The following is a 21,802-nucleotide window of genomic DNA, read 5'->3' as shown; positions in this document are numbered from 1 at the left end:
GGGGCGGTCGGGGCTTGTGGGAACAGGTGACGGGGCGCCGTCATGTCTGCCAGCGGTAGCCGCGGGGGGTCACCATGCGGCCGGAGACGATACGGCTGGCGGTGTTGCCGACGGTCACGACCGTCACCATGTCGACCGTGCCGACGTCGAGGTCGGCGAGCGTCGTGACCTCGACCCGTTCGTCCGGGCGGGACGCCGCGTGGACGACGCCGACCGGAGTCAGCGGGGTGCGGTGCTCGGCCAGGACGGACAGCGCCTTGGGCAACTGCCAGGCGCGCCCGCGGCTGCGGGGGTTGTAGAAGGTCACGACCAGGTCGGACTCGGCGGCGGCCCGCACGCGCCGTTCGATCACGTCCCAGGGCGTGTGCAGGTCGGACAGGCTGATCGAGACGTGGTCGTGGCCGAGCGGCGCGCCCAGCAGGGCGGCTGCCGCCAGGGCGGCGGTCACGCCCGGGACGCCGATCACGTCGATGTCGTCGGCCGCCTCCGCCAGCGCGGGGGAGGCCATCGCGTAGACCCCGGCGTCACCGCTCCCGATCAGCGCGACGGCGTGCCCGGCGCGGGCCTCGGCGACGGCGGTGCGGGCCCGTTCCTCCTCCGCGCCGAGCCCCGACTCCAGCACGCGGGTGCCGGGCATCAGCAGGTCGCGGATCTGGTCGACGTACTGGTCGAGGCCGACGATCACGGACGCGCGGCGCAGTTCCGCCACGGCGCGCGGTGTCACCAGGTCGCGGGCGCCGGGGCCCAGGCCCACCACGGCCAGCCGTCCGCGCGGTCGGCGCCGCGCGACGGCGGCTGTCGCCATCGCCGACTTCCGCTTCTCCACGATCAGTTGGCCGTCGGTCCCGGCGGCCAGGATCGCCGCCGCCTCCGCCACGGACGGTGTCCCGACCGCGGCGAGCGGCGCCGCCGAGGGGTTCGGCACGGCCGTCCTCGCCAGTTCCGCCGCCGCGTACGTCAGCAACGGCACCCCGAACTCCGCCGCCGCGGCCACGATCCCCTCCTCCCCGGCCTTCGCGTCCACCGTCGCCAGGGCGCTCACGCTCTTCTCCGCCAGCCCCGCCTCCGCCAGGGTGCCGCGCACCAGCCCGACCACTTCCTCCCGCCCGACCCCCCGGCTTCCCCCCACCCCCACCACCAACGACGGCGGCCTCACAAACACCGCGACGCCCCCCTCATCTCCCCCCACCACCCGATCCGTCACCCACACCGCATACCCACCCGCGCCCGCCGGGCGGGGGACGGCGGTGTTCGGCGGTGCCGAGGTCAGCTCGCGCTGGGCCGGGGGCCCGGGCCGGAGCGTGAACGGCTGGTCCTGCCCGGCCACAGTCCGGGGGCCTTCGGGGGGCGAGGGTTCCCCTGTATTCGCCGCGTCCGGCGGACGCGGGACGGCGGTGTTCGGCGGTGCCGAGGTCAGCTCGCGCTGGGCCGGGGGCCCGGGCCGGAGCGTGAACGGCTGGTCCCGCCCGGCCGACGTCCGGGGGCCTTCGGGGGACGAGGGTTCCCCTGAATCCGCCGCGTCCGGCGGACGCGGGACGGCGGTGTTCGGCGGTGCCGTGCGGCGCTCGGCCAAGGTCTGGGGGTCTTCGGGGGAAGTGGGTTCCCCTGAATCCGCCGCGTCCGGCGGACGCGGGATGGTGGGGGGCGGCGGAGCCGTACGGGGCCCGGCCGACGTCCGGGGGTCTTCGGGGGGCGACGGTTCCCCCGAGTGCGCTGGGGTCCACTCTGCCGGGACCACCGTCAGGGGAAAGGCGGGGAGGGGCCAGGTCTGGTCGGTGTGGAGGCGGACGGGGGCGCCGTCGAGGAGGGCGCGGGTGAGGGGGGCCAGGGGCCCGTCCGTGGGGTAGGGGAGGGCGTCGAGCGCGGGGGTGCCGACGGAGTCGGTCGCGGTGGTGATGACGGGAGCGGACCCGAGGACGGAGGAGACGGCGGAGGCCAGAGCGTTGGCGCCGCCGCCGTGCCCGCCGAGGAGGGCGACGGCGTGGCGGTGGGCCTCGTCGACGGTGACGACACCGGGATCCTCGGCCTTGCCGCGCAGCAGCGGGGCGAGGAGCCGCACGGCGGCGCCGGTCGCGAGGAAGAGGACGAGCTGGTCGCACTCGGCGAAGGCCGTCGCCACCACGGACCGCAGCGGACGGTCCGCGCCGTCCCCGTACAGCACCGTCCTGCCGGGCCACGCGGCGGCGAGCCGCTCGCATCCGGTGCGCCCCGCCGCGGTGGCGTGGATGAGGCCGATCACGAGAGCTCTCCTTCTTGGGGTGCGGGGCGCCGGGCCCACAGCACGAACACGGGATTCGTCGCGGCCAGCCGCGCCACCTCCCCGGGCAGCGGCGCGAGCCGCGACGACTGGAGCAGGACACCGTCGGGCACCAGCCCGGCGGCCCGCAGGGCACCGCGGACCTCCGCCACCCGGTCGACGGCGGCGAGCGTCACCACGACGGTCCGCCGCGCCCGCCGGGCGCACGCCTCGACGATCGCGGCCAGCTCCCGCCCGCCGCCGCCGACGAAGACGGCGTCGGGGTCGGGCAGTCCGTCGAGCGCGGCGGGCGCGTCCCCGTGCACGACCTGCACGTCCACGCCGTGCGCGACGGCGTTCGCCCGTATCCGCTCGACGCCGTCGGCCGTCTTCTCCACGGCGACCACGGCGGCGCCGAACCGCGCGCACTCCACGGCCACGGACCCGGACCCGGCCCCGACGTCCCACACCAGGTCCCCGGTGCGCGGCCCGAGCCGGGCCAGGGCCAGGGCCCGTACCTCGAACTTGGTGACCATGGAGTCGCGGTGCGCGAACTCCTCCTCGGGCAGCGCCCATTGGGCGGGTGCGGGCGGCGGCCCCGCGACCGTACGGGAGACGTCGGCCCGTTCGCCGAAGGAGTCCGCCGCCAGGCACAGCACCACCGCGACCCCGGCCCCCGACCAGTCCCGTTCGGCGGCCCGCGCGGGCGAGACCCGCTCGACGCGCTCGGCGTCCGTACCGAGCGCGGAGGCGACAACGAGGGTACGGTCCAGGCCGGTACGGGCCAGCGCCGCGCCCAACTCGGCCGGTCCCGCGCCGGGTCCGGTCAGTACGGCCGTTTTGGGATGCGCCCGGCACACATGGACGGCGGTGCGCAGATCGCGTCCGTGCGCGCTGACCACCACCGCGTCGTCCCAGCGCAGCCCGAGCCGGGCGAAGGCCACCGCGACGGACGGGGACGACGGCCGTACGTCGAGCGCCGCCGCGCCGAACCGCGCGCCCAACGCCCGTACGATCCCGAAGAATCCGGGGTCGCCCGAGGCGAGCACGACCACGCGGGCACCGGGCGCGGCCGCGTACTCCGCGATCGTGTCGAGCGCGGGTGCGAGCGGCCCGAGCACCACGCGCCGTGCCCCGGCGGGCAGTTGGACCGCGCCGAGGTGCCGGGCGGCGCCGACGACCAGATCGGCGGCGCCGACGTCGGGCACCGGGCCGCCCGTACCCACGCCGAGGACGGTGATCACGCCGTCACCCATGGGACTCACGCGAGTCCCCCGAAGCGCGGGACTCCTCCGGCGTACGGGACTCTCCCGGAGCACGGGACTCCCGCAGGGCGCGCCGCGCCACCGGATCGGCCCGCCGGAAACCGTGGAAGTGGCCGGGGTGATAGAGGTGCGAGCGCGTCCCGGAGGCCGCGAGCGCGGGTCCGACCAGGAAGAGCGTGTGCTTCCAGAGCTTGTGCTCCTTGACGGTGGCCTCCATCGTGCCGACCGTGCAACGCAGCAACAGCTCCTCGGGCCACGTGACCTGATGGGCAATCAGCACCGGGGTGCCGGTGACGTAGCCGCCCTCCAGCAGCTCGGCGGCGAGCTGCCCGGACCGCGCCGCGGACAGGAACACCGCCATCGTCGTACCGTGCCGGGCGAATTCCCTGACCTCCTCGCCCGGCGGCATCGGCGTCTTGCCGCCGCCCAGCCGGGTCAGGATCACCGACTGCGCGACCTCGGGAATCGTCAACTCCCGCCCTGCCAGGGCCGCGACGGCCGAGAACGACGACACCCCCGGCACGATCTCCACCTCGATGCCGAGCCCCGCGCAGCGGTCCACCTGCTCCTGCGTGCCGCCCCACAGCGCCGGATCGCCCGAGTGGATCCGCGCCACCCGCAGCCCCTCGCGCAGCGCCCGCTCGTACACCGCGACCACGTCCTCCAGCGACATCGCCGCGGAGTCCAGGATCTCCGCGCCGTCGCGGGCGTGCCGCAGCACCTCGGCCTGCACCAGGCTCGCCGCCCAGATGACGACGTCCGCCTCCGCGATGGCCCGCGCCGCCCGGAAGGTCAGCAGATCCGCCGCGCCGGGGCCCGCGCCGACGATCGTCACCTTCGCGCCGCTTGCGGCGCCCGTCCCCGGTTCCGTCGCGCCGCTCACAGCTTTCCTCCCCGGCCGCCGTCGCGCCGCGCGGGCGCGATCAGCGTCGACAGGTACGGCAGCGCGCCGTCCCGCAGCTCCTCCGCCAACTCCTTGGCGGGCCTGATCGATTCACCGGGCAGCCCCAGCGAACTGCCCCACACCGCGCCCTCGGTCCTGCCGGTCTCCCGCAGCGCCGCCGCCACTTCCCCGGCCAGCCGCCCGAATTTGTACGCCACCACCGTGCCGGGCCCCTCCAGCGCCGCCCGCAGCACCGCGGCCCCCGCCGTCACCGGCACCAGCGTCAACGGCTCGGTTCCCTCGGTGAGTACGGCCCCGCTGCGCGCCGCCAGATCCTGCATCGCCGTGATGCCGGGCACCGTCTCGATCCGCACCCCGGCCACCGACTCCGTGACCGTCTGCGCCAGATACGTGAACGTCGAGTACACATTCGGGTCGCCGATCGTCGCGAAGGCCACCGTCCCGTGCTCCCGCAGGAGTTCGGCCATCCGCGCGCCCGCCGCGTCCCACGCCGCCTCCCGCCGCGCCCGGTCGGTCCGCTCGTTCAGCGCGAACACCACCCGGACGATCCGCGCCGCGTCCACGTAGTGCAGTACGGTCGCCTCCGCCCGTCCCCGCTCGCCCGTGTCGAGTACCGGTACGACGACCACGGCCGCCGCCCGCAGCGCGTTCACTCCCTTGACGGTCACCAGCTCCGGGTCGCCGGGGCCCACCCCGACTCCGGTCAGCAGCGCGGTCATTCGGCACACCTCTCTACGAAGCGCCGCGCCAGTGACGGCTCGGCGGCCCAGTGCACATGCAGATACGAGGCATGCACGTTCTTCTCCACGAAGCCGTCGACCCTGCGGGCGGCTTCTCCCGTGAAACCCCAGGCCGGGGTGGCGCCCGCGCCCGGCTCCACGCGGGTCCTGTGGAACTCGTGGCCCCGCAGGCGGGTGCCGGCCGCCGCCAGCACGCTGTCGCTCAGCGCGACGGCCTCGCGGTAGCCCAGCGTCAGGCGGTCGGTCATCGTGGCCGTGGCGTTCAGCACCCCGCACATCGGGGCGCCGTCCAACTCCCTTGTCAGGTAAAGGAGTCCGGCGCACTCCGCCGCGATCGGGCCTTCGAAGGCGGCGACCGCCTCGCGCAGCCGCTCATTCGCCGACAGGTCGGCGGCGTGCATCTCGGGGAAGCCGCCGCCGAGGATCACGCCGCGCGTACCCTCCGGCAACTCCTCGTCCCGCAGCGGGTCGAACCCCACCACGTCCGCCCCCGCCGCCCGCAGCAGCTCCGCCTGCTCCTCGTACCCGAACGTGAACGCCGCCCCACCCGCGACAGCCACCACCGCGCCCCTCCCCGCATCCGAGCCCGAACCCCCGGCCCCACCCGCAGCGGCAGCCGGGGAAGGGGCCGGGGCGGAGCCACGGTTTCGGGGAGGGGCGGGGTGGGGGAAAGCGGCGCCGCAGGCCGCCAGCTCGGCCAGCGGGTCCCAGGCGGTGCCCGGCAGGTCCGGGGCGCTGCGCGCCAGGGAGAGGAGCGCGGGCAGATCGCAGGCACCGCGCACGAGCGCGGCGAGCTCACGGACCCACCCCACGGCGTCACCCCGCCGCTCGGCGACAGGAATGAGCCCGAGGTGCCGTGACGGCACATGAAGCAGCGGCGCGCGCCGCAGCACACCGAGCACGGGCACCCCGGACTCGTCGAGCGCGGCCCGCAAAAGGGCCTCGTGCCGATCGGAAGCGACCTGATTGAGAACGACCCCGCCGATCCGCACCTCGGGATCCCAGGAGGCGAAGCCATGGACGAGCGCGGCGACGGACCGCGACTGCGCGCCGGCGTCCACGACGAGAACCACCGGCGCCCGGAGAATCTTGGCGACCTGCGCGGTGGAGCCCAGCTCACCGCGCCCCGCGGCACCGTCGAAGAGCCCCATGACGCCCTCGACGACGGCGAGTTCGCACCCGGCGGCGCCGTGCGCGAAGAGCGGGACGACACGGTCGGGCCCGCACAGAAAGGGATCGAGGTTGCGACCGGGCCGCCCGGCGCCGAGCGAGTGGTAGCCGGGATCGATGTAGTCGGGCCCGACCTTGTGCGGGGACACAGCGAGCCCGGCCTCGGCGAAGGCGGCCAACAGCCCGGTGGCGACGGTGGTCTTGCCGCTTCCGGAGGCGGGCGCGGCCACCACGAGGCGCGGGACGTTCACCACTCGATGCCCCTCTGCCCCTTCTGCCCGGCGTCCATGGGGTGCTTGACCTTGGACATGTCGGTGACGAGGTCGGCGGCGTCGACCAGCGCGGGCGGCGCGTTGCGGCCGGTGATGACGACGTGCTGGGCGCCGGGCCGGTCGCGGAGCACGGCGACGACCTCGTCGGTGTCGACCCACCCCCAGTGCATGGGGTACGCGAACTCGTCCAGCACGTAGAGCCGGTACGTCTCGGCGGCCAGGTCCCGCTTGACCTGCTCCCACCCCTCGCGTGCCGCGTCCTCGCTGGACTCCAGGGACCGCTGCACCCAGGACCAGCCCTCGCCCATCTTGTGCCAGGCGACGGTCCCGCCCTCGCCGGAGTCGCCGAGCACGCGCAGCGCCCGCTCCTCGCCGACCTTCCACTTGGCGGACTTGACGAATTGGAACACCCCGACCGGCCAGCCCTGGTTCCAGGCGCGCAGCGCGAGACCGAAGGCGGCGGTCGACTTCCCCTTGCCGACCCCGGTGTGCACGATCGTCAGCGGCCGGTTCCTGCGCTGACGGGTCGTCAAACCGTCGTCGGGTACGGCACTCGGCTGCCCCTGCGGCATTACGCGGCCCTCCGTACGTCGTTGACGAGCGCGGACACCGTGTCGGCGCGCAGTTCCTCCAGCGTCACCGCGACGCCGCCCAACTCCTGTGCCAGCGCGCCCGCCAGGCCGAGCCTGACCGGGCCCGACTCGCAGTCCACGACCACCGAGGCGGTGCCTTCTGCGGCCAGCAGCCGGGCCGCCCGCGCGGCGAGCGCCATCGGTTCCAGACCGCTCTTGACCGTGCTGCCCGCCGCCGCCCGGCTGCCGGTCGCCCGGCCGTCCGTCACCACGATCAGCAGCGGGCGCCGCGTGGCGTCCCGCAACCGCTCCACGCGCAGCACCTCACGCGCCTTGAGCAGCCCGGCGGCCAGCGGCGTACGCCCACCGGTCGGCAGCTTCTCCAGCCGGGCCGCGCCCGCCTCGACCGACGACGTCGGCGGCAGCACGAGGTCGGCGTCCGCGCCGCGGAAGGTGACCAGACCGACCTTGTCGCGCCGCTGGTACGCGTCCAGCAGCAGCGACAGCACCGCGCCCTTGACCGCGGTCATCCGCTCCCGCGCCGCCATCGAGCCGGACGCGTCCACCACGAACAGCACGAGATTGCCCTCGCGGCCCTCCCTGACCGCCTGCCGCAGATCGTCCCGGCGGATCACGAGCCCCGCGCCCGACCGGCCGCGCGCCCGCTGGTACGGGGCCGCCGCCTGCACGGTGGCCGCCAGATGCAGCTTGCCCAGCGAGCCGCGCGGGCGCCTGGCGGAGGTCGTCCTGCCGTGCGCCGTACGGGCCCTGGACCTGCGCCCGGCCGCGCCCTCGCCGATGCCCGGCACATCGAAGTGCCGCGTCCTGTACGGGTCCCCGGCGCCGACCGCCGAGCGCTCGCCCTTGGGCCCGGAGCCGTCGCCCGCGCTGTCGCCCGCACCCGCGCTCGCGGCGGGGGAGTCCTGGCCCGCGGGCGCGTCCTGCTCGCCGCCGGGCTGTTCCCGAGAGCCGCCCTGCGGGCCGCCCTCCGGCTCCCGAGGCCCGGACGGCCCGCCGCCGGGGCCGTCCGGGTCGGTGTCCGGGTCGTCGTCCCCCTCGCCGTCCCGCCCCTCGCCCTGCTCTCCCTCTCCCTCGCCGGCCCCGCGCTCCCGCTCCAGCGTCTCGTCCAGCTTGTCCTCGTCGAGGCCGGGCGCGTCAAAGGGGTTGCGACGCCGCCGGTGGGGCAACGCCAACAGCGCGGCCTGCCGTACGTCCTCGGCGAGGACGACCGTGCGGCCCGCCCACGCGGCCAGCGCCGTCGCCGTACGCGCCATGACGATGTCCGCGCGCATCCCGTCCACCTCGAACGCCGCGCACGTCGCCGCGATCTGCCGCAGCGCGCCGTCGCCCAGGCGCACCGACGGCAGCAACCGCCGCGCGGCGGCTATCCGTTCACGCACCGCCTGCTCGTCGGCCGCCCAACGCGCCCCGAAACCGGCCGGATCCGCGTCGTACGCCAGCCGCCGCCTGACCACCTCGACGCGCTCGTCGGTCTCCCGCGAGGCCGCGACCTCGACCGTCAGGCCGAACCGGTCGAGCAACTGCGGGCGCAACTCGCCCTCTTCCGGGTTCATCGTGCCGACCAGCAGGAAGCGGGCCGCGTGCCGGACGGAGACGCCTTCGCGCTCCACGTAGCTCGCGCCCATCGCCGCCGCGTCCAGCAGCAGGTCCACCAAGTGGTCGTGGAGCAGATTCACCTCGTCCACGTACAGCACGCCGCGGTGCGCCGCCGCCAACAGGCCCGGCTCGTACGCCTTCACGCCCTCCGACAGGGCGCGCTCGATGTCCAGCGCGCCCACCAGTCGGTCCTCGCTCGCGCCGACCGGCAGCTCAACCACCCGCGCCGCGCGGGCCGTTCCCCCGCCCGCCTCATGCGGGCCGTCCGGGCACTGCGCGTCCGGGGCCGCCGGGTCGCAGGAGAACCTGCACCCCTGCACCACCGGTACGTCCGGCAGCAGTGTCGACAGCGCCCGCACCGCGGTGCTCTTCGCGGTGCCCTTCTCCCCCCTGACCAGCACCCCGCCCACCGCCGGGCTCACGGCGTTCAACAGCAGCGCCAACCGCAGGTCTTCCTGGCCCACCAGGGCCGTGAACGGATACGGCGTACTCACGATGCCTCCTCGTACGTGCACATGCGGTTCGCTGACATCTCTCCCCCCACCCCGCCCCTCCCCGAAGCCCTCAATCGCCGGGCGGGCTGGAGAACCGGGGTGGGGTGCGCGAGGGCGGCTCCCGCCTCCGGCAGCCGGACGATGGGTGCTGCGCATGCCTCGACGACCTCTGCCTTCCGTCGCCGGGCGGGCTGGGGAATGCTGAGAGGGGTGCGGCACGACGAGCCTGTCCGGCGATTGAGGACAGGGGGGACGGGGGCTTGCCGCCGGTTTCGGGGAGGGGCGGGGTGGGGGAGAAGGCCCGCCGCAGGCGTAGCGGTGGCGGTGGGGGTCACGCGTCGCCCTCCAGGTCACCCTCGAGGTCGAGATAGGTGGAGCGCAGGCGCTCCAGGGTCTCGGGGTCGGGGGCGGACCACAGCCCCCGCTCGGCCGCTTCGAGCAGCCGCTCCGAAATCCCCCGCAGAGCCCAGGGATTGGACTTCCGCATGAATTCCTGGTTCTCCGCGTCGAAGACATACTCGGTGGCGAGCTTCTCGTACATCCAGTCGTCCACCACCCCCGCCGTGGCGTCGTACCCGAAGAGATAATCGACGGTCGCCGCCATCTCGAAAGCCCCCTTGTACCCGTGCCGCCGCATCGCGGCCATCCAGCGGGGATTGACGACCCGCGCCCGGAACACCCGGTGCGTCTCCTCACCGAGGGTCCGCGTGCGGACCTGGTCCGTGAGCGCGGAGTCGCCGACATAGGCCCGCGGGGAGTCGCCGGTCAGATGCCGGACCATGGCGACCATGCCCCCGTGGTACTGGAAGTAGTCGTCGGCGTCGACAAGGTCGTGCTCACGGGTGTCGACGTTCTTGGCGGCGACCTGGATACGGCGGAAGGCGGCCTCCATGTCACCGCGGGCGGCCCGCCCGTCGAGACCGCGGCCGTAGGCGTAACCGCCCCAGACGGCGTAGACCTCGGCGAGGTCGGCGTCGGAGCGCCAGTTGCGGGCGTCGATCAGCGGCAGCAGCCCGGCCCCGTAGGCACCGGGCTTGGAGCCGAAGATGCGGGCGGTGGCGCGCCGCCGGTCCCCGTGCTCGGCGAAGTCCTCGTCGGCGTGGGCGCGTACGTAGTTGACGTCGGCGGGCTCGTCCAACTCCGCGACGGCCCGCACCGCGTCGTCCACGAGGGCGACGACGTGCGGAAAGGCGTCGCGGAAGAAGCCGGAGATGCGGACGGTGACGTCGATCCGGGGCCGCCCCAACTCCTCCGCGCCGACGACCTCGAAGCCGGTGACCCGCCGGGACGCGTCGTCCCACAGCGGACGGCAGCCGAGCAGCGCCAGGATCTCGGCGATGTCGTCGCCCTGGGTGCGCATGCACGACGTGCCCCACACGGTGAGGCCCACGGACTGCGGATACGCGCCGGTGTCGGCGAGGTGCCGGGCCAGCAGCGAGTCGGCGAGCGCCGTGCCGACGTCCCAAGCGAGCCTGGACGGAATGGCCTTGGGGTCGACGGAGTAGAAATTGCGGCCGGTCGGCAGGACGTTGACCAGGCCGCGGGTCGGCGACCCGGAAGGCCCGGCCGGTACGTAACCGCCGCGCAGCGCCCGCAGGATGTGGTCGATCTCGTCGGTCGTACGGGCCAGGCGCGGCGCGACCTCGCGGGCGGCGAATTCCAACACCCGTACCGCGTCCGGCACTTCGTGGTCGCCCAGCACCTGCGCGACCACCCCGGCGGCGGCGTCACGGTGCCAGTCGGCGGCCTCCATCGCCTCCGCGAGCCGCCGCGCGAGCTGCTCCAGCAGGTCGACGGCGTCGGAGGCGGTCCGCGCGGGGCCGGACGCGAGCGAGGTGAGCGCGGACGGCAGCTCCACGCGGGTGCCGGGCTCGGCGAGCAGCGTCTTCTCCACCAGGCCGAAGGAGAGCGCGAGCGCGGCCCGCAGCCCCGGCAGCGCGCCGCCGACCCCGCCCCACACCTGAGCGGAGCGCAGCACGGCGAGGACCAGATTGGTCCTGGCCTCGCCCACCGGGCCGCCGCCCAGGATGTGCAGACCGTCCCTGATCTGCACGTCCTTGATCTCGCAGAGCCAGCCGTCGACATGCAGCACGAAGTCGTTGAAGTCGTCCTCCTCCGGCTGCTCGTCCACGTGCAGGTCGTGGTGGAGCTCGGCGGCGCGCACCAGGGTCCAGATCTGGCTGCGGACCGCCGGGGCCTTGGCCGGGTCGAGATCGTTCACCAGGGCGTACTCGTCGAGGAGCTGCTCCAGCTTCGCCAGGTCGCCGTAGGTGTCGGCGCGGGCCATCGGCGGCACGAGGTGGTCCACGACGGTGGCGTGGCCGCGCCGCTTGGCCTGGGTGCCCTCGCCGGGGTCGTTGACGATGAAGGGGTAGACCAGGGGGAGTTCGCCGAGGACGGCGTCCGGCGCGCAGCCCGCCGACAGCCCGAGGCCCTTGCCGGGCAGCCACTCCATCGTGCCGTGCTTGCCCAGGTGCACGATCGCGTCGGCGCCGAAACCGCCCTCGGCGGTCGCCGTCTCCAGCCAGCGGTACGCGGCCATGTAGTGGTGGGACGGCGGCATGTCGGGGTCGTGGTAGATCGCGATCGGGTTCTCGCCGAAGCCGCGCGGCGGCTGGATCATGATGACGACATTGCCGAACCGCAGGGACGCCAGCACGATGTCGTCGCCGTCGAGGTAGAGGGAGCCCGGCGGCTCGCCCCAGTGCTCCAGCATCCCGGCCCGCAGGTCGGCGTCGAGCGTCGCGAACCACTTCTCGTAGTCGGCCAGCGGCACGCGCGCGGGCGCCGCCGAGAGCTGATCCTCCGTCAGCCACTCCACGTCGTGACCGCCAGCCGCGATCAGCCGGTGGATCAACTCGTCGCCCCCGGAAGGGTATTCACCGGTCACGTATCCCGCCTCGCGCAGCGCGTCCAGCAGCCGTACGGCGGAGGCGGGGGTGTCGAGGCCGACCGCGTTGCCGACCCGGGAGTGCTTGGTCGGGTAGGCGGTGAAGACCAGCGCGAGCCGCTTGTCGGCGTTCGCCTTGTACTTCAGCGCCGCGTGCCGGACCGCGATACCGGCGACCCGCGCCGCCCGCTCCGGATCGGCCGCGTAGACCGGCACGTCGCCCTCGCCGGTCTCCTTGAACGAGAACGGCACGGTGATCAGCCGCCCGTCGAATTCGGGTATCGCCACCTGCATCGCCGCGTCCATCGGCGTCAGCGCCGCGTCCGACCCCAGCCACGCCTCGCGCGACGAGGTCAGGCACAGGCCCTGGAGCACCGGCACGTCCAGGTCCGCCAACGCGCCGATGTCCCACGCCTCGTCGTCCCCGCCCGCCGTCGCCTCGGACGCGACGGTGCCGCCCGCCGCCAGCACGGTCGCCACGATCGCGTCGGCCCGCCCGAGCAGCGCGTACAGCCCCTCATCGGCGCTGCGCAGCGAACCGCAGTACACCGGAAGGGCGTTGGCGCCCTTCGCCTCGACCGCCGCGCACAGCGTGTCCACGAACGCGGTGTTCCCCGACAGTTCGTGCGCCCGGTAGAAGAGGACGGCGACGGTCGGCAGGGCCTCGTCGTACGCGTACGCGCCGTGCACGCCGTACTCGGGCATCCGGCGCGGCGCCTCGAAGCCCTCGCCGCTCATCAGCACCGTGTCGGACAGGAAGCGGGCCAGCTCCGTCAGATTCTCCGGGCCGCCCTCGACCAGATAGCGCAGCGCCTCCGCGACGACACCCGCGGGGACCGACGACAGCGCCATCAGCTCCGCGTCCGGCACCGACTCACCGCCCAGCAGCACCGTCGGCACCCCGGAGGCCGCGAGCGCCGCCAGACCCTCCTCCCAGACCCGTCGGCCGCCGAGCAGCCGGACCACCGCGATGTCCACGCCGTCCAGCAGCGCGGGCAGTTCGGCCGCCGGATCGACGCGGGAGGGGTTGCCGATCCGGTAGGAGACGGCGGACGAGTCGGCGGCGCGGGCCGCCAACAGGTCGGTGTCGGCGGTGGACAGCAGCAGAACGGTGCTCACGTGTGCCCCATCGTCATCGTCACGTCCCGTTCCCCGGCGGGGGAACGGGTGGGTCTGCGGCCGGCCGGCCGCCCCGGAGAAGTCCTTACGGGTGCCGCCCCGGCCGTCGGTCCTGCCGTCGTTCCGGCCGTCGTCCCGGCCGTCGTCCCGGTTGCCGTTCACGGCGCGCCCGGCGGCACGAACGGCAGGTCGGGCGGCGGCCCCTGCTCGATCAGCCGCAGCAGCGCGCCGGTGTCCGCGTGCTCCTCGATCAGATCGCCCAGCCGGTCCAACTGCGCCTCGCGCAGCGCCCCGAAGGACGTGTCGGGCGCCGGGACGAAGCGCCGTCCGGCTGCGGCGGCCACCCGTCGCAGGAACGCCCGGCGGAAACCGTCGCTCTCCAACGAGCCGTGCCAGTGCGTGCCCCACACCGCGCCGACCCGGCAGCCGTCGAGGAACTCCTCGTCACCGCCCAGGACCTCGGCCACCCCGTGGTGGATCTCATAGCCCTCGACGCGCTCCCCGTACGCCGTCCCGACCGGCCTGGCCAGCGTCTTCGCGGCGGCGAAGCGCACCCGGACCGGCAGCAGGCCAAGACCGGGGACCGAGCCCGCCCGCGACTCGACGTCGTCCTCGATGCGGTCGGCCAGCATCTGGAAACCGCCGCAGACACCCAGCACCGGACGCCCCTCGGCGGCCCGCCGTACGACGGCGTCGGCCAGGCCGCGCTCACGCAGCCACTCCAGCGCCCGCACGGTGCCGCGCGTGCCCGGCAGCACCACGAGGTCGGCGTCCGCCAACTCCTCGGCCCGGTCCACGAACCGCACCACCACCCCCGGCTCCGCCGCGAGCGCGTCCACGTCCGTGAAGTTCGACATCAGCGGTACGGCGGCCACCGCGACCCGCAGCAACTCCGCGCCGTGCGGCGGCGCGACCACCGATTCATGGGCGGCGCGCGGCGACACGCTCCCCCGAACTCCGCCCCGGGGGACCCCCAGCCCGTCCTCCTCGTCGATGCCCAGGCCGTGGGCGAACGGCAGCACGCCGAGCGTCGGCCGGCCGGTCAGCTTGTGCAGCATGTCCAGACCCGGCCGGAGCAGCGAGACGTCACCGCGGAATTTGTTGACCAGATAGCCCGCGACCAGCGCCTGGTCCTCGGGCGCGAGCAGCGCCGTCGTCCCGAAGAAGGACGCGAAGACGCCGCCGCGGTCGATGTCGCCGACCACGACCACCGGCAGTCCGGCCGCGCGGGCCACGCCCATGTTCACGATGTCGGTCCTGCGCAGATTGATCTCGGCCGGGCTGCCCGCGCCCTCGCAGATCACCGCGTCGTACCGGCCGCGCAGCTCTTCGAGGCAGCCGGTGACCGTGCCCAGCAGATCGGCCTGCCGTCCGCCGTGGTAGCCGCGCGCGCTCAGTTCGCCCACGGCCTTGCCCAGGACCACGACCTGGCTGCTGCGGTCGCCGCCCGGCTTGAGCAGCACCGGATTCATCAGCGCCGACGGCTCCACGCGGGCGGCCTGCGCCTGCATCGCCTGTGCCCGGCCGATCTCGGCGCCCTCCCGCGTCACGAACGAGTTCAGCGACATGTTCTGCCCCTTGAAGGGGGCCACGCGTATGCCCTGTCGCACCAGCCACCGGCAAATCCCCGCCGTCACCACGGACTTGCCCGCGTCCGAGGTCGTCCCGGCGACCAACAGGCCGCCCCCGAGGGCTGTCACGAGGTCCCCCCGGCGCCGGAGAAAGGCCGCGCCCGGCGCGACACCGTCGGACTCCACCCTCGTGCTTCGCGCCGCCGCGGCGGACGTATCCCTCCGCCGACGGCACGTCCCCCCGAGGGCCGTTCCCCCGGTCGGCCGTGGCCCGGCGCCGAGCCGCCCCGTATCGCCGCTGTCAGGACGCAGAGCGCCGCCGCGGCGGCCGAGACCCGCCGCGACAGCCGGACGGCCCGCGCGATGTCGGCCGGGGCCGGGGCCGGGTGTTCGGCGCCCAGGACGGCGCGGTGTTCGGTGCGGCCCGCGTAGGAGAGGGTGCCGCCGAGACGCAGGCGCAGGGCGCCGGCGAAGGCGGCTTCCACGGGTCCCGCGTTGGGGCTGGGGTGCGCGGCGGCGTCCCGGCGCCAGACGCGCAGGGCGGTACGCGGCGAGGGCCCGGCGAGGACGGCGAGCGCGGCGGTGAGGCGGGCGCCGGGGTAGCCGACGACGTCGTCCAGCCGCGCGGCGGCCCAGCCGAACCGCAGGTGGCGCGGCGACCGGTGACCGACCATCGCGTCGAGCGTGTTGACGGCGCGGAAGCCGACCAGCCCCGGCACCCCGCCCCACGCGCCCCACACCAGGGCCCCGACGACCGCGTCCGAGGTGTTCTCCGCGACCGATTCGACCACGGCGCGCGCGATCCCCGCCGCGTCCAGGGAATGCGGGTCGCGTCCGCACAGGTGCGGCAGCCGGGCGCGCGCCGCCTCGATGTCCCCGGCGTCGAGCGCGGCGGCGACGGCCCGCGCCTCACGGGCCAGTGACGTCCCGCCCAGCACCGACCAGGTGGCGGCGGCGGTCAGCGCGACGCGGAGCGCGACGGAGGACCGTACGGCCCGGTCGGCCAGCGCGGCGGCACCCACCGCGCCCCCGGCGCACAGTGCGGCGTAGACCGCCCCACTGCCCCGGTCGTTACGCCACATCCGGCGCTCCAACGCGCCCGCCGCGCGCCCGAACACCGCGACCGGATGGCCGCGACGCGGGTCGCCCGCGACGAGATCGCCGAGAAAGCCGAGTGCGGCGCCGTACGCGAACACGCGATCGGCACGCACCGGTTCAGCCCGCGTCCACGCCGTCCAGGTGAAGTGCCGGACAGGGTGGCGTACTTGTGCGCACCTGCGTGCGGTGGTCCGTGACGAGTCGAGCGCAGCCGGGCATGGCAGAGGTCCTCACTCAGGGTCCGCGCCCTGGTTCGACGTGACCGGCGGTGAGAGTCTCCTGGCTCCCGGATCTACGCACTCCCGGCCTTCCAACCGGATTTCCGGCCGTGACGTACGGGTTGGGAGTGCACTCCCCGGTGACAGTGGCGGGACCGCGCCGGATTCGCACCGGACTTCCTCTCCTGCCGCCGCATGGCCTCCGCAGTCCACCACGTGCGCGCAGGCAGGTCAACTCACCGTTGACCTGGGAAGACGGAGTGTGGCGAGGTCCACATCCGCCGCCGAAACCCGTGAGTTCAGGCCACGATCAGATAGATGCCGTACGAGACCGCCGCGGCGCACACGGCGAAGCAGGCGTAGCCGCCGGTCCGGGCGAGCAGGGCGCCCCCGTGCGAAACGGAGCCGGACCCGGATGCGGCGGGGGAGCCGGAGCCGGAATCGGACGCCGGAGCGGAGCCGTGCTTGGTGAGGCCGACGATGCCGAGGGTGAACAGGCCGACCAGGCCCACGGTCGCCACGAGAGTGACGCCGAAGACCGTGCCGAGCGCGTGCCAGTCGATGCTCATGAGGGGGTCCCTGGGTCCTTGAGGTAGAGCGGGGAGGCGCGGGGGAGGGGCAGGTCAGGCCGTGGCGGGTGCGCCGGGAACGGTGTCGGAGGGGGCGCCGGGCGCGACGGTCCCGGCGGGCGGCGGGATGACGGCCGCGATGGCCGCGGTGACCGCGCCCTGCGGCTCGACCGCCGCGTCCGGACCTGCGGCCGGGTCGCCGTCCAGGTCGTTGACGTTGGCGTGCGTGACCGGCTTGCGGCGCGACGCCGTACGGATGACCGCGCACACGGCCAGGCCGAGGACCGCCACGGCGGTGACGCCCCAGGTGCCCTCGTCGGCCAGCAGCGCGGCGCCGGCCGCGACCAGGCCGGCGGCGGGCAGCGTGAGCCCCCACGCGGCGACCATGCGGCCCGCGGTGCTCCAGCGGACCACCGCGCCCTTGCGGCCGAGGCCCGCGCCCATCACGGAGCCGGAGCAGACCTGCGTGGTGGACAGCGCGAAGCCGAGGTGCGAGGAGGCGAGGATGGTGGCCGCGGCGCCGGTCTGGGCGGCGAAGCCCTGCTGCGGCTGGATGTCGGTGATGCCCTTGCCCATCGTGCGGATGATCCGCCAGCCGCCGATGTACGTACCGAGCGCGATGGCGCTGCCCGCCGAGACGATGACCCACAGCGGCGGGTCGGCGTGCGGGGCGACGACGCCGCCGGTGATCAGCGCCAGCGTGATGACGCCCATCGTCTTCTGCGCGTCGTTCGTGCCGTGCGCGAGCGAGACCAGGCCCGCGGAGGCGATCTGGCCCGCCCGGTAGCCCTTGGAGGTGGCCTCGGGGTCGGCGTGGCGGCCGATCCGGTAGGTGAGCCGGGTGGCGAGCGTGGCGGCGAGACCGGCCACGATCGGCGCGGCGACGGCCGGGATGAGCACCTTCATGACGACCGCCTCGCCGTGCACACCGTGGGTGCCGACCGAGACGAGGGTGGCGCCGATGAGGCCGCCGAACAGGGCGTGCGAGGAACTGGACGGGAGCCCGGCCAGCCAGGTGAGCAGATTCCAGACGATCGCGCCGACGAGCCCGGCGAAGATCACTTCCGGTCTGATGCCGGAGGACTCGTCGATGATGCCGCCGGAGATGGTCTTGGCGACCTCCACCGAGAGGAAGGCGCCGACGAGGTTGAGCACGGCGGACATGGCCACCGCCGTCTTTGGCTTGAGTGCGCCGGTCGAGATGGTGGTGGCCATCGCGTTGGCGGTGTCGTGGAAACCGTTCGTGAAGTCGAACACGAGTGCGGTGACGATCACGATTCCGATCAGGAGCGTGATGTGTTCCATGTACCCAGGCATTCGTTTGATCGGACAGTGGCGAGGCGACCGTACGGAGAGCGGATGAACGGAAGATGAACTGACGGCGGCTTTGTGGTGCCGGAGCGGTCGGGCGGCCTCAGTCAGTATCAAGCCGATCCGGCCGATCGGACCCCTCGGGGAGGCGATCCGCGCCCGCCGGGGGCCGGGCGGTGATAATGCCCGTGTGCAGGACTCCTTGGAGAAGGCTTGGTCGGACGTGGTGGACACCGCCCGGCGCACGGTCGCCGACGGGCTGGTGGTCGGCACCTCGGGCAATGTCTCGGCCCGCGTCGGCGATCTCGTGCTGGTCACCCCGACCGGCGTCCCTTACGACCGGCTCGGCCCGGCGGACGCCGTAGTGGTGGATCTCACCGGCCGCCGGCTCATGGGGGAGCTGCGGCCGACCAGCGAACTGCCCATGCACCTGGCCGTCTACCGCGCCACCGACGCCCGCGCGATCGTGCACACCCACGCCGCGCACGCCACCGCCGTCTCCACCCTCGTCGACAAGCTGCCCGTCATCCACTACATGGCGGCGGCCCTCGGCGGCCAGGTCAGGGTCGCGGACTACGCCACCTACGGCAGTGAGAGGCTGGCCGCCGCAGTCCTCAAGGCGCTCCGCGACCGCACCGGCTGCCTGATGCGCAACCACGGCACCCTCGTGTACGCCGACACCCTCGACAAGGCGTACGACAACACCGCCCAGCTGGAGTGGATGTGCCGCGTCTGGCTGCTGGCCGGATCGGCCAACGGCCACGAGCCCCGTACGCTCCCCCGCCGCGAGCTGGCCAAAGTCGCGGAAAAGCTGCGCGGCTACGGGCAGGGCGCGCCGGAGCCCGCCGACTAGACGACTCGGGCCGCCGCTTCTCCACCGTCTCCACACACGCTTCTCCCCGCGCCCGCCGCGCCCGGCCGCCCCGCACCCGCCGTCCGCCCCCGTACGCCACTCGCCCGTACGTCACCCGGCCCCCGTACGTCACCCGGCCGCCGTCCCTCGCCCGTCCGTCACCCGGCCGCCGCCGTCGCCTGGCCGCTTTCGGCCGACCCGCTCACACTGGAAGAGATGCGTACCCGAACCGCGGTGGCCATGGCAGCCACCACCGTGCTGGGTGCCGGAACGGCCGCGCTGGCGGCCGGCCGGTACGGATCCCGCTTCGCCCTGAGGCCGTCGCTGAGAGGCCCGGTGCCCGAGGGCGACGTGACGCTGCACAGCGTGACCGCGGACCAGGTGGTGCTCACCCGCACCCTGTCCTCGGCCCGCCCCGGCGTCTGGGGCCTGACCGGCGACGATCTGCACGCCGCCGTCGGCGACGTGCTCGACCTGACCCCGTACTCGGCGACCCGGCGGCTGCTGAGCGTCCAGCGCGGCGCCCTCACCCCCGGCGCCCGGGTCCGGCTGACCCCGCAGGCGTGCGCGGGCGACCCCGGCAGCGCCCTCGGCCTGGACCACACCGAGGTCCTGCTGCGCGGCGAACTCGGCCCGCTGCCCGCCTGGTTCGTGCCCGGCGCCCGCGACACCTGGGTGATCGCGGTGCACGGCCTCGGCGCCACCCGCGAGCACCCGCTGAACGTGGCGACCGCCCTGCACGCCCACGGCCTCCCGCAGCTCCTGCTCGCCTACCGCAACGACCCCGGCGCCCCCGCGTCCCCCGACGGCATCGGCCACCTCGGCGCCACCGAATGGCGCGACCTCGACGCGGCGATGCGGTACGCGGTCGAGTACGGCGCCCAGCGGCTGGTGCTCTTCGGCTGGTCCACCGGCGCCACGATGGCCCTGCACGCGCTGGCCGGGTCCCCGGTACGCGACCGGGTCAGCGGCCTGGTGCTGGACTCGCCGGTGCTCGACTGGGAGGCCACCGTCCGCGCCGCCGCCGAGTCCAACGGCGTCCCCGACGCGCTGATGCCGCTCGCCGTCCGCGCCGCCGAGGGCCGGACCGGCCTGCTCCCCGAGCCGGTCGCCGCCGCGGCGGACCCGGCGCGGCTGACCGTCCCCACCCTGCTCGTGCACGGACCGGGCGACACCCTCGCCCCGTGGGCCGCCTCCCGCGAACTCGCGGCCCTCCGAGCCGACTTGGTGACCCTCCACACCGTGCCCGACGCGCCGCACGCGGCGATGTGGAACGTCAACCCGGCGGACTACGAGGAGACGTTGCGGCGATTCCTCACACCACTGATGTGACCGGTGTCAAGACCGCCCCATCAGGGTGAGAGCCGTCCCGGAAACCCCCGCTGAGCTGCGATAACGCGAGCGCGAAGGGGCCCGGAAGAGCGCCCCCGGGGCACCCTTGTAGATCATCGGGCCGGGTTCCGTTTGGGATTATGGGCGCTCACCGGAGAGACTTCTCCAGTGACGTCCCGTAGCCCGCGAGACACTCCGCTCCGCCTTGTCCCCCGACGGCCGCTCACCGCCGCCCGCCGGACCGCAACGACGCGCCGGTCCAGACCCCCGCGGCCGCCCGAGGGCACGCCGCCGCTGCCGCAGCTCGCCCGGCTGGCCCGCGCCGAACTGGCCGACGCCGCACGGCTCGCGCGCTGGGCCGGCACCGGCCCCGGCACCGCGGGACCGACCGGCATACTGCCCGACGACGCCGCCGCGCAGGCCGCAGCGGCGCTCGACCTGACCCGGCCGCAGATCCGTACCGCATGGGACCGGGCGCGGCTGTCGGGGCTGATCGAACTGCACGGCGGCACCGCACGGCCCGGCTGGCGGCTGCGGGCCTGGGACACCGACGACACCGCCGTGCTGCGCGGCTGGGTCGCGCTCTTCGACGCCTGGTCGCTGGCCCACCCCTTCCTGCCGGGCCCGCAGGCCGGCCCCGATCCGGCGCTGGTCGCCGAAGTCATCGAGGCCGCACCGCAGTTGCTGTCCTTCCTGCACCTGTCCAACGAGCCGGTGCCGATCGACACCCTGCTCGACCTGCTGCGGCAGCGCGTCGCGGAGCTGCGCGCCGAGCGGCACGAACCGCCCGCCGACGGCGCGGGCGACGCCCCCGATCCGCTGCCCGCGCTGCTCGACTGGACGCTGGACGCCGTCGCCCGGGTCGGCGCGCTGCGCCCCCGCGACCCCAAGCGCCCCGACGAGGTCACGCTCACCGCGATCGGTTCCTGGGCGGTGTGGGTCAAGCTGGAGCAGATCTGCGTGGCCGCGCAGGGCCCCGCGGGACACATGGAGCAGTCCGCCGAGACCATGCTGCGGGCCAGCGCCCGCCTCTCGCCGGGTCCGGCCCGCGCCGAGTACCGCGCCTGGCTGGCCGCCCGCCCGGTCGCGCTGGCCGTCGGCGAGTTGCTGGACACCGCGCGCGGCGACGACGCCCTGCTGCGCGGCCTCGCCTTCGAGGCGCTGCGCGTGGTCGGCGACCCCGCGGAGCCGGCCGTCCGCGGCGTGGTCGAGGAGCCGACGCTGCGCCCCTACGCGGTGCTGTGGCTGGCGGAGTTGGACGGCGGCGACCCGGACACCGCGACCGGCCTGCTGACCCGCGAGGAGGCCACCTGGCTGTGGATCGACACGGCCGCGGCCGTCGCCGACCACGGCGAGGACCACCTGCTCGTCAGCCACCTGGAGACCGCGGTCCAGGGCTCGGTGCCCGGGCTGCTCGAAGAGGTCCGCAATGTCGGCCACCCCAGGACCGTCCAGGTGCTCGTGGCGCTCGCCGCCGCGCACCCGGACCCCGCCCTGGCCAAGGCGATGCGCAGGGCCGCCTTCCAGGTCCACACCGGCGAGACCTGAGCCGCCGCGAGCGGTACGCGACC

Annotated in this window: 15 protein-coding genes and 1 riboswitch; of the genes, 3 read left to right on the top strand and 12 right to left on the bottom strand. The window is 74.7% G+C overall.

The window, feature by feature from the left end; translation table 11 throughout:
• Positions 1-40 precede the first annotated feature (40 nt).
• From cobJ to ACIO6U_RS00290, 12 genes are all read right to left on the bottom strand, one after another.
• Complete coding sequence (gene cobJ, locus ACIO6U_RS00345; protein WP_401714587.1) at positions 41-2,239, bottom strand: precorrin-3B C(17)-methyltransferase; 2,199 nt, start codon at positions 2,237-2,239, stop codon at positions 41-43.
• The gene (gene cbiE / locus ACIO6U_RS00340) at positions 2,236-3,480 is read right to left on the bottom strand and encodes a precorrin-6y C5,15-methyltransferase (decarboxylating) subunit CbiE (RefSeq protein ID WP_401715785.1); all 1,245 of its coding nucleotides are present in this window, start codon (positions 3,478-3,480) and stop codon (positions 2,236-2,238) included. Before cbiE ends, cobJ begins: the two co-directional genes overlap by 4 nt.
• A 4-nt stretch (positions 3,481-3,484) precedes the next feature.
• Positions 3,485-4,384 carry a precorrin-4 C(11)-methyltransferase gene (gene cobM, locus ACIO6U_RS00335; RefSeq protein ID WP_401714585.1) on the bottom strand — a complete coding sequence of 300 codons (900 nt, stop codon included), beginning with the start codon at positions 4,382-4,384 and terminating at the stop codon, positions 3,485-3,487.
• Positions 4,381-5,124 carry a precorrin-2 C(20)-methyltransferase gene (gene cobI / locus ACIO6U_RS00330; RefSeq protein WP_401714583.1) on the bottom strand — a complete coding sequence of 248 codons (744 nt, stop codon included), beginning with the start codon at positions 5,122-5,124 and terminating at the stop codon, positions 4,381-4,383. Before cobI ends, cobM begins: the two co-directional genes overlap by 4 nt.
• Positions 5,121-6,569, bottom strand: a complete 1,449-nt coding sequence (locus ACIO6U_RS00325; protein WP_401714581.1) for a cobyrinate a,c-diamide synthase — start codon at positions 6,567-6,569, stop codon at positions 5,121-5,123. Before ACIO6U_RS00325 ends, cobI begins: the two co-directional genes overlap by 4 nt.
• Complete coding sequence (gene cobO / locus ACIO6U_RS00320) at positions 6,563-7,159, bottom strand: cob(I)yrinic acid a,c-diamide adenosyltransferase (RefSeq protein WP_355333755.1); 597 nt, start codon at positions 7,157-7,159, stop codon at positions 6,563-6,565. Before cobO ends, ACIO6U_RS00325 begins: the two co-directional genes overlap by 7 nt.
• Positions 7,159-9,270, bottom strand: a complete 2,112-nt coding sequence (locus tag ACIO6U_RS00315; RefSeq protein ID WP_401714579.1) for a putative cobaltochelatase — start codon at positions 9,268-9,270, stop codon at positions 7,159-7,161. Before ACIO6U_RS00315 ends, cobO begins: the two co-directional genes overlap by 1 nt.
• Before the next feature lie 331 nt (positions 9,271-9,601).
• Entirely contained in the window at positions 9,602-13,279 is a 3,678-nt protein-coding gene (cobN, locus tag ACIO6U_RS00310) for a cobaltochelatase subunit CobN (protein ID WP_401714577.1), read from the bottom strand.
• A 158-nt stretch (positions 13,280-13,437) separates the two neighbouring features.
• The gene (locus ACIO6U_RS00305; RefSeq protein ID WP_391044173.1) at positions 13,438-14,979 is read right to left on the bottom strand and encodes a cobyric acid synthase; all 1,542 of its coding nucleotides are present in this window, start codon (positions 14,977-14,979) and stop codon (positions 13,438-13,440) included.
• Positions 14,976-16,061 (bottom strand): cobalamin biosynthesis protein, encoded by a 1,086-nt coding sequence (locus ACIO6U_RS00300; protein WP_401714575.1) that lies wholly within the window; start codon positions 16,059-16,061, stop codon positions 14,976-14,978. The genes ACIO6U_RS00305 and ACIO6U_RS00300 overlap by 4 nt, the downstream gene beginning before the upstream one ends.
• A 159-nt stretch (positions 16,062-16,220) precedes the next feature.
• Positions 16,221-16,350: riboswitch (cobalamin riboswitch) on the bottom strand.
• Between the two features lie 115 nt (positions 16,351-16,465).
• Positions 16,466-16,735 carry a hypothetical protein gene (locus ACIO6U_RS00295; RefSeq protein WP_355333741.1) on the bottom strand — a complete coding sequence of 90 codons (270 nt, stop codon included), beginning with the start codon at positions 16,733-16,735 and terminating at the stop codon, positions 16,466-16,468.
• Positions 16,736-16,789: 54 nt separating this feature from the next.
• Positions 16,790-18,040 carry an inorganic phosphate transporter gene (locus ACIO6U_RS00290; protein WP_355333739.1) on the bottom strand — a complete coding sequence of 417 codons (1,251 nt, stop codon included), beginning with the start codon at positions 18,038-18,040 and terminating at the stop codon, positions 16,790-16,792.
• A gap of 196 nt (positions 18,041-18,236) precedes the next feature.
• Here ACIO6U_RS00290 and ACIO6U_RS00285 point away from each other — a divergent pair, with 196 nt between their 5' ends.
• From ACIO6U_RS00285 to ACIO6U_RS00275, 3 genes are all read left to right on the top strand, one after another.
• Positions 18,237-18,899, top strand: a complete 663-nt coding sequence (locus ACIO6U_RS00285; RefSeq protein WP_401714572.1) for a class II aldolase/adducin family protein — start codon at positions 18,237-18,239, stop codon at positions 18,897-18,899.
• A gap of 216 nt (positions 18,900-19,115) precedes the next feature.
• Complete coding sequence (locus ACIO6U_RS00280; RefSeq protein ID WP_401714570.1) at positions 19,116-20,231, top strand: alpha/beta hydrolase; 1,116 nt, start codon at positions 19,116-19,118, stop codon at positions 20,229-20,231.
• Positions 20,232-20,399: 168 nt separating this feature from the next.
• Complete coding sequence (locus ACIO6U_RS00275) at positions 20,400-21,779, top strand: hypothetical protein (RefSeq protein WP_391044183.1); 1,380 nt, start codon at positions 20,400-20,402, stop codon at positions 21,777-21,779.
• Positions 21,780-21,802: the final 23 nt, after the last annotated feature.

The sequence above is a fragment of the Streptomyces sp. NPDC087422 genome (assembly GCF_044744145.1).
Lineage (GTDB): Bacteria > Actinomycetota > Actinomycetes > Streptomycetales > Streptomycetaceae > Actinacidiphila.
This window is presented reverse-complemented; position numbering and strand designations above follow the sequence as displayed.

Excerpts from the sequence above, each read along its gene's own strand:
- cobI (WP_401714583.1), bottom strand. The coding sequence starts at position 5,124 with ATGACCGCGCTGCTGACCGGAGTCGGGGTGGGCCCCGGCGACCCGGAG.
- cobO (WP_355333755.1), bottom strand. The coding sequence starts at position 7,159 with ATGCCGCAGGGGCAGCCGAGTGCCGTACCCGACGACGGTTTGACGACC.
- ACIO6U_RS00295 (WP_355333741.1), bottom strand. The coding sequence starts at position 16,735 with ATGAGCATCGACTGGCACGCGCTCGGCACGGTCTTCGGCGTCACTCTC.
- ACIO6U_RS00290 (WP_355333739.1), bottom strand. The coding sequence starts at position 18,040 with ATGGAACACATCACGCTCCTGATCGGAATCGTGATCGTCACCGCACTC.
- ACIO6U_RS00280 (WP_401714570.1), top strand. The coding sequence starts at position 19,116 with ATGCGTACCCGAACCGCGGTGGCCATGGCAGCCACCACCGTGCTGGGT.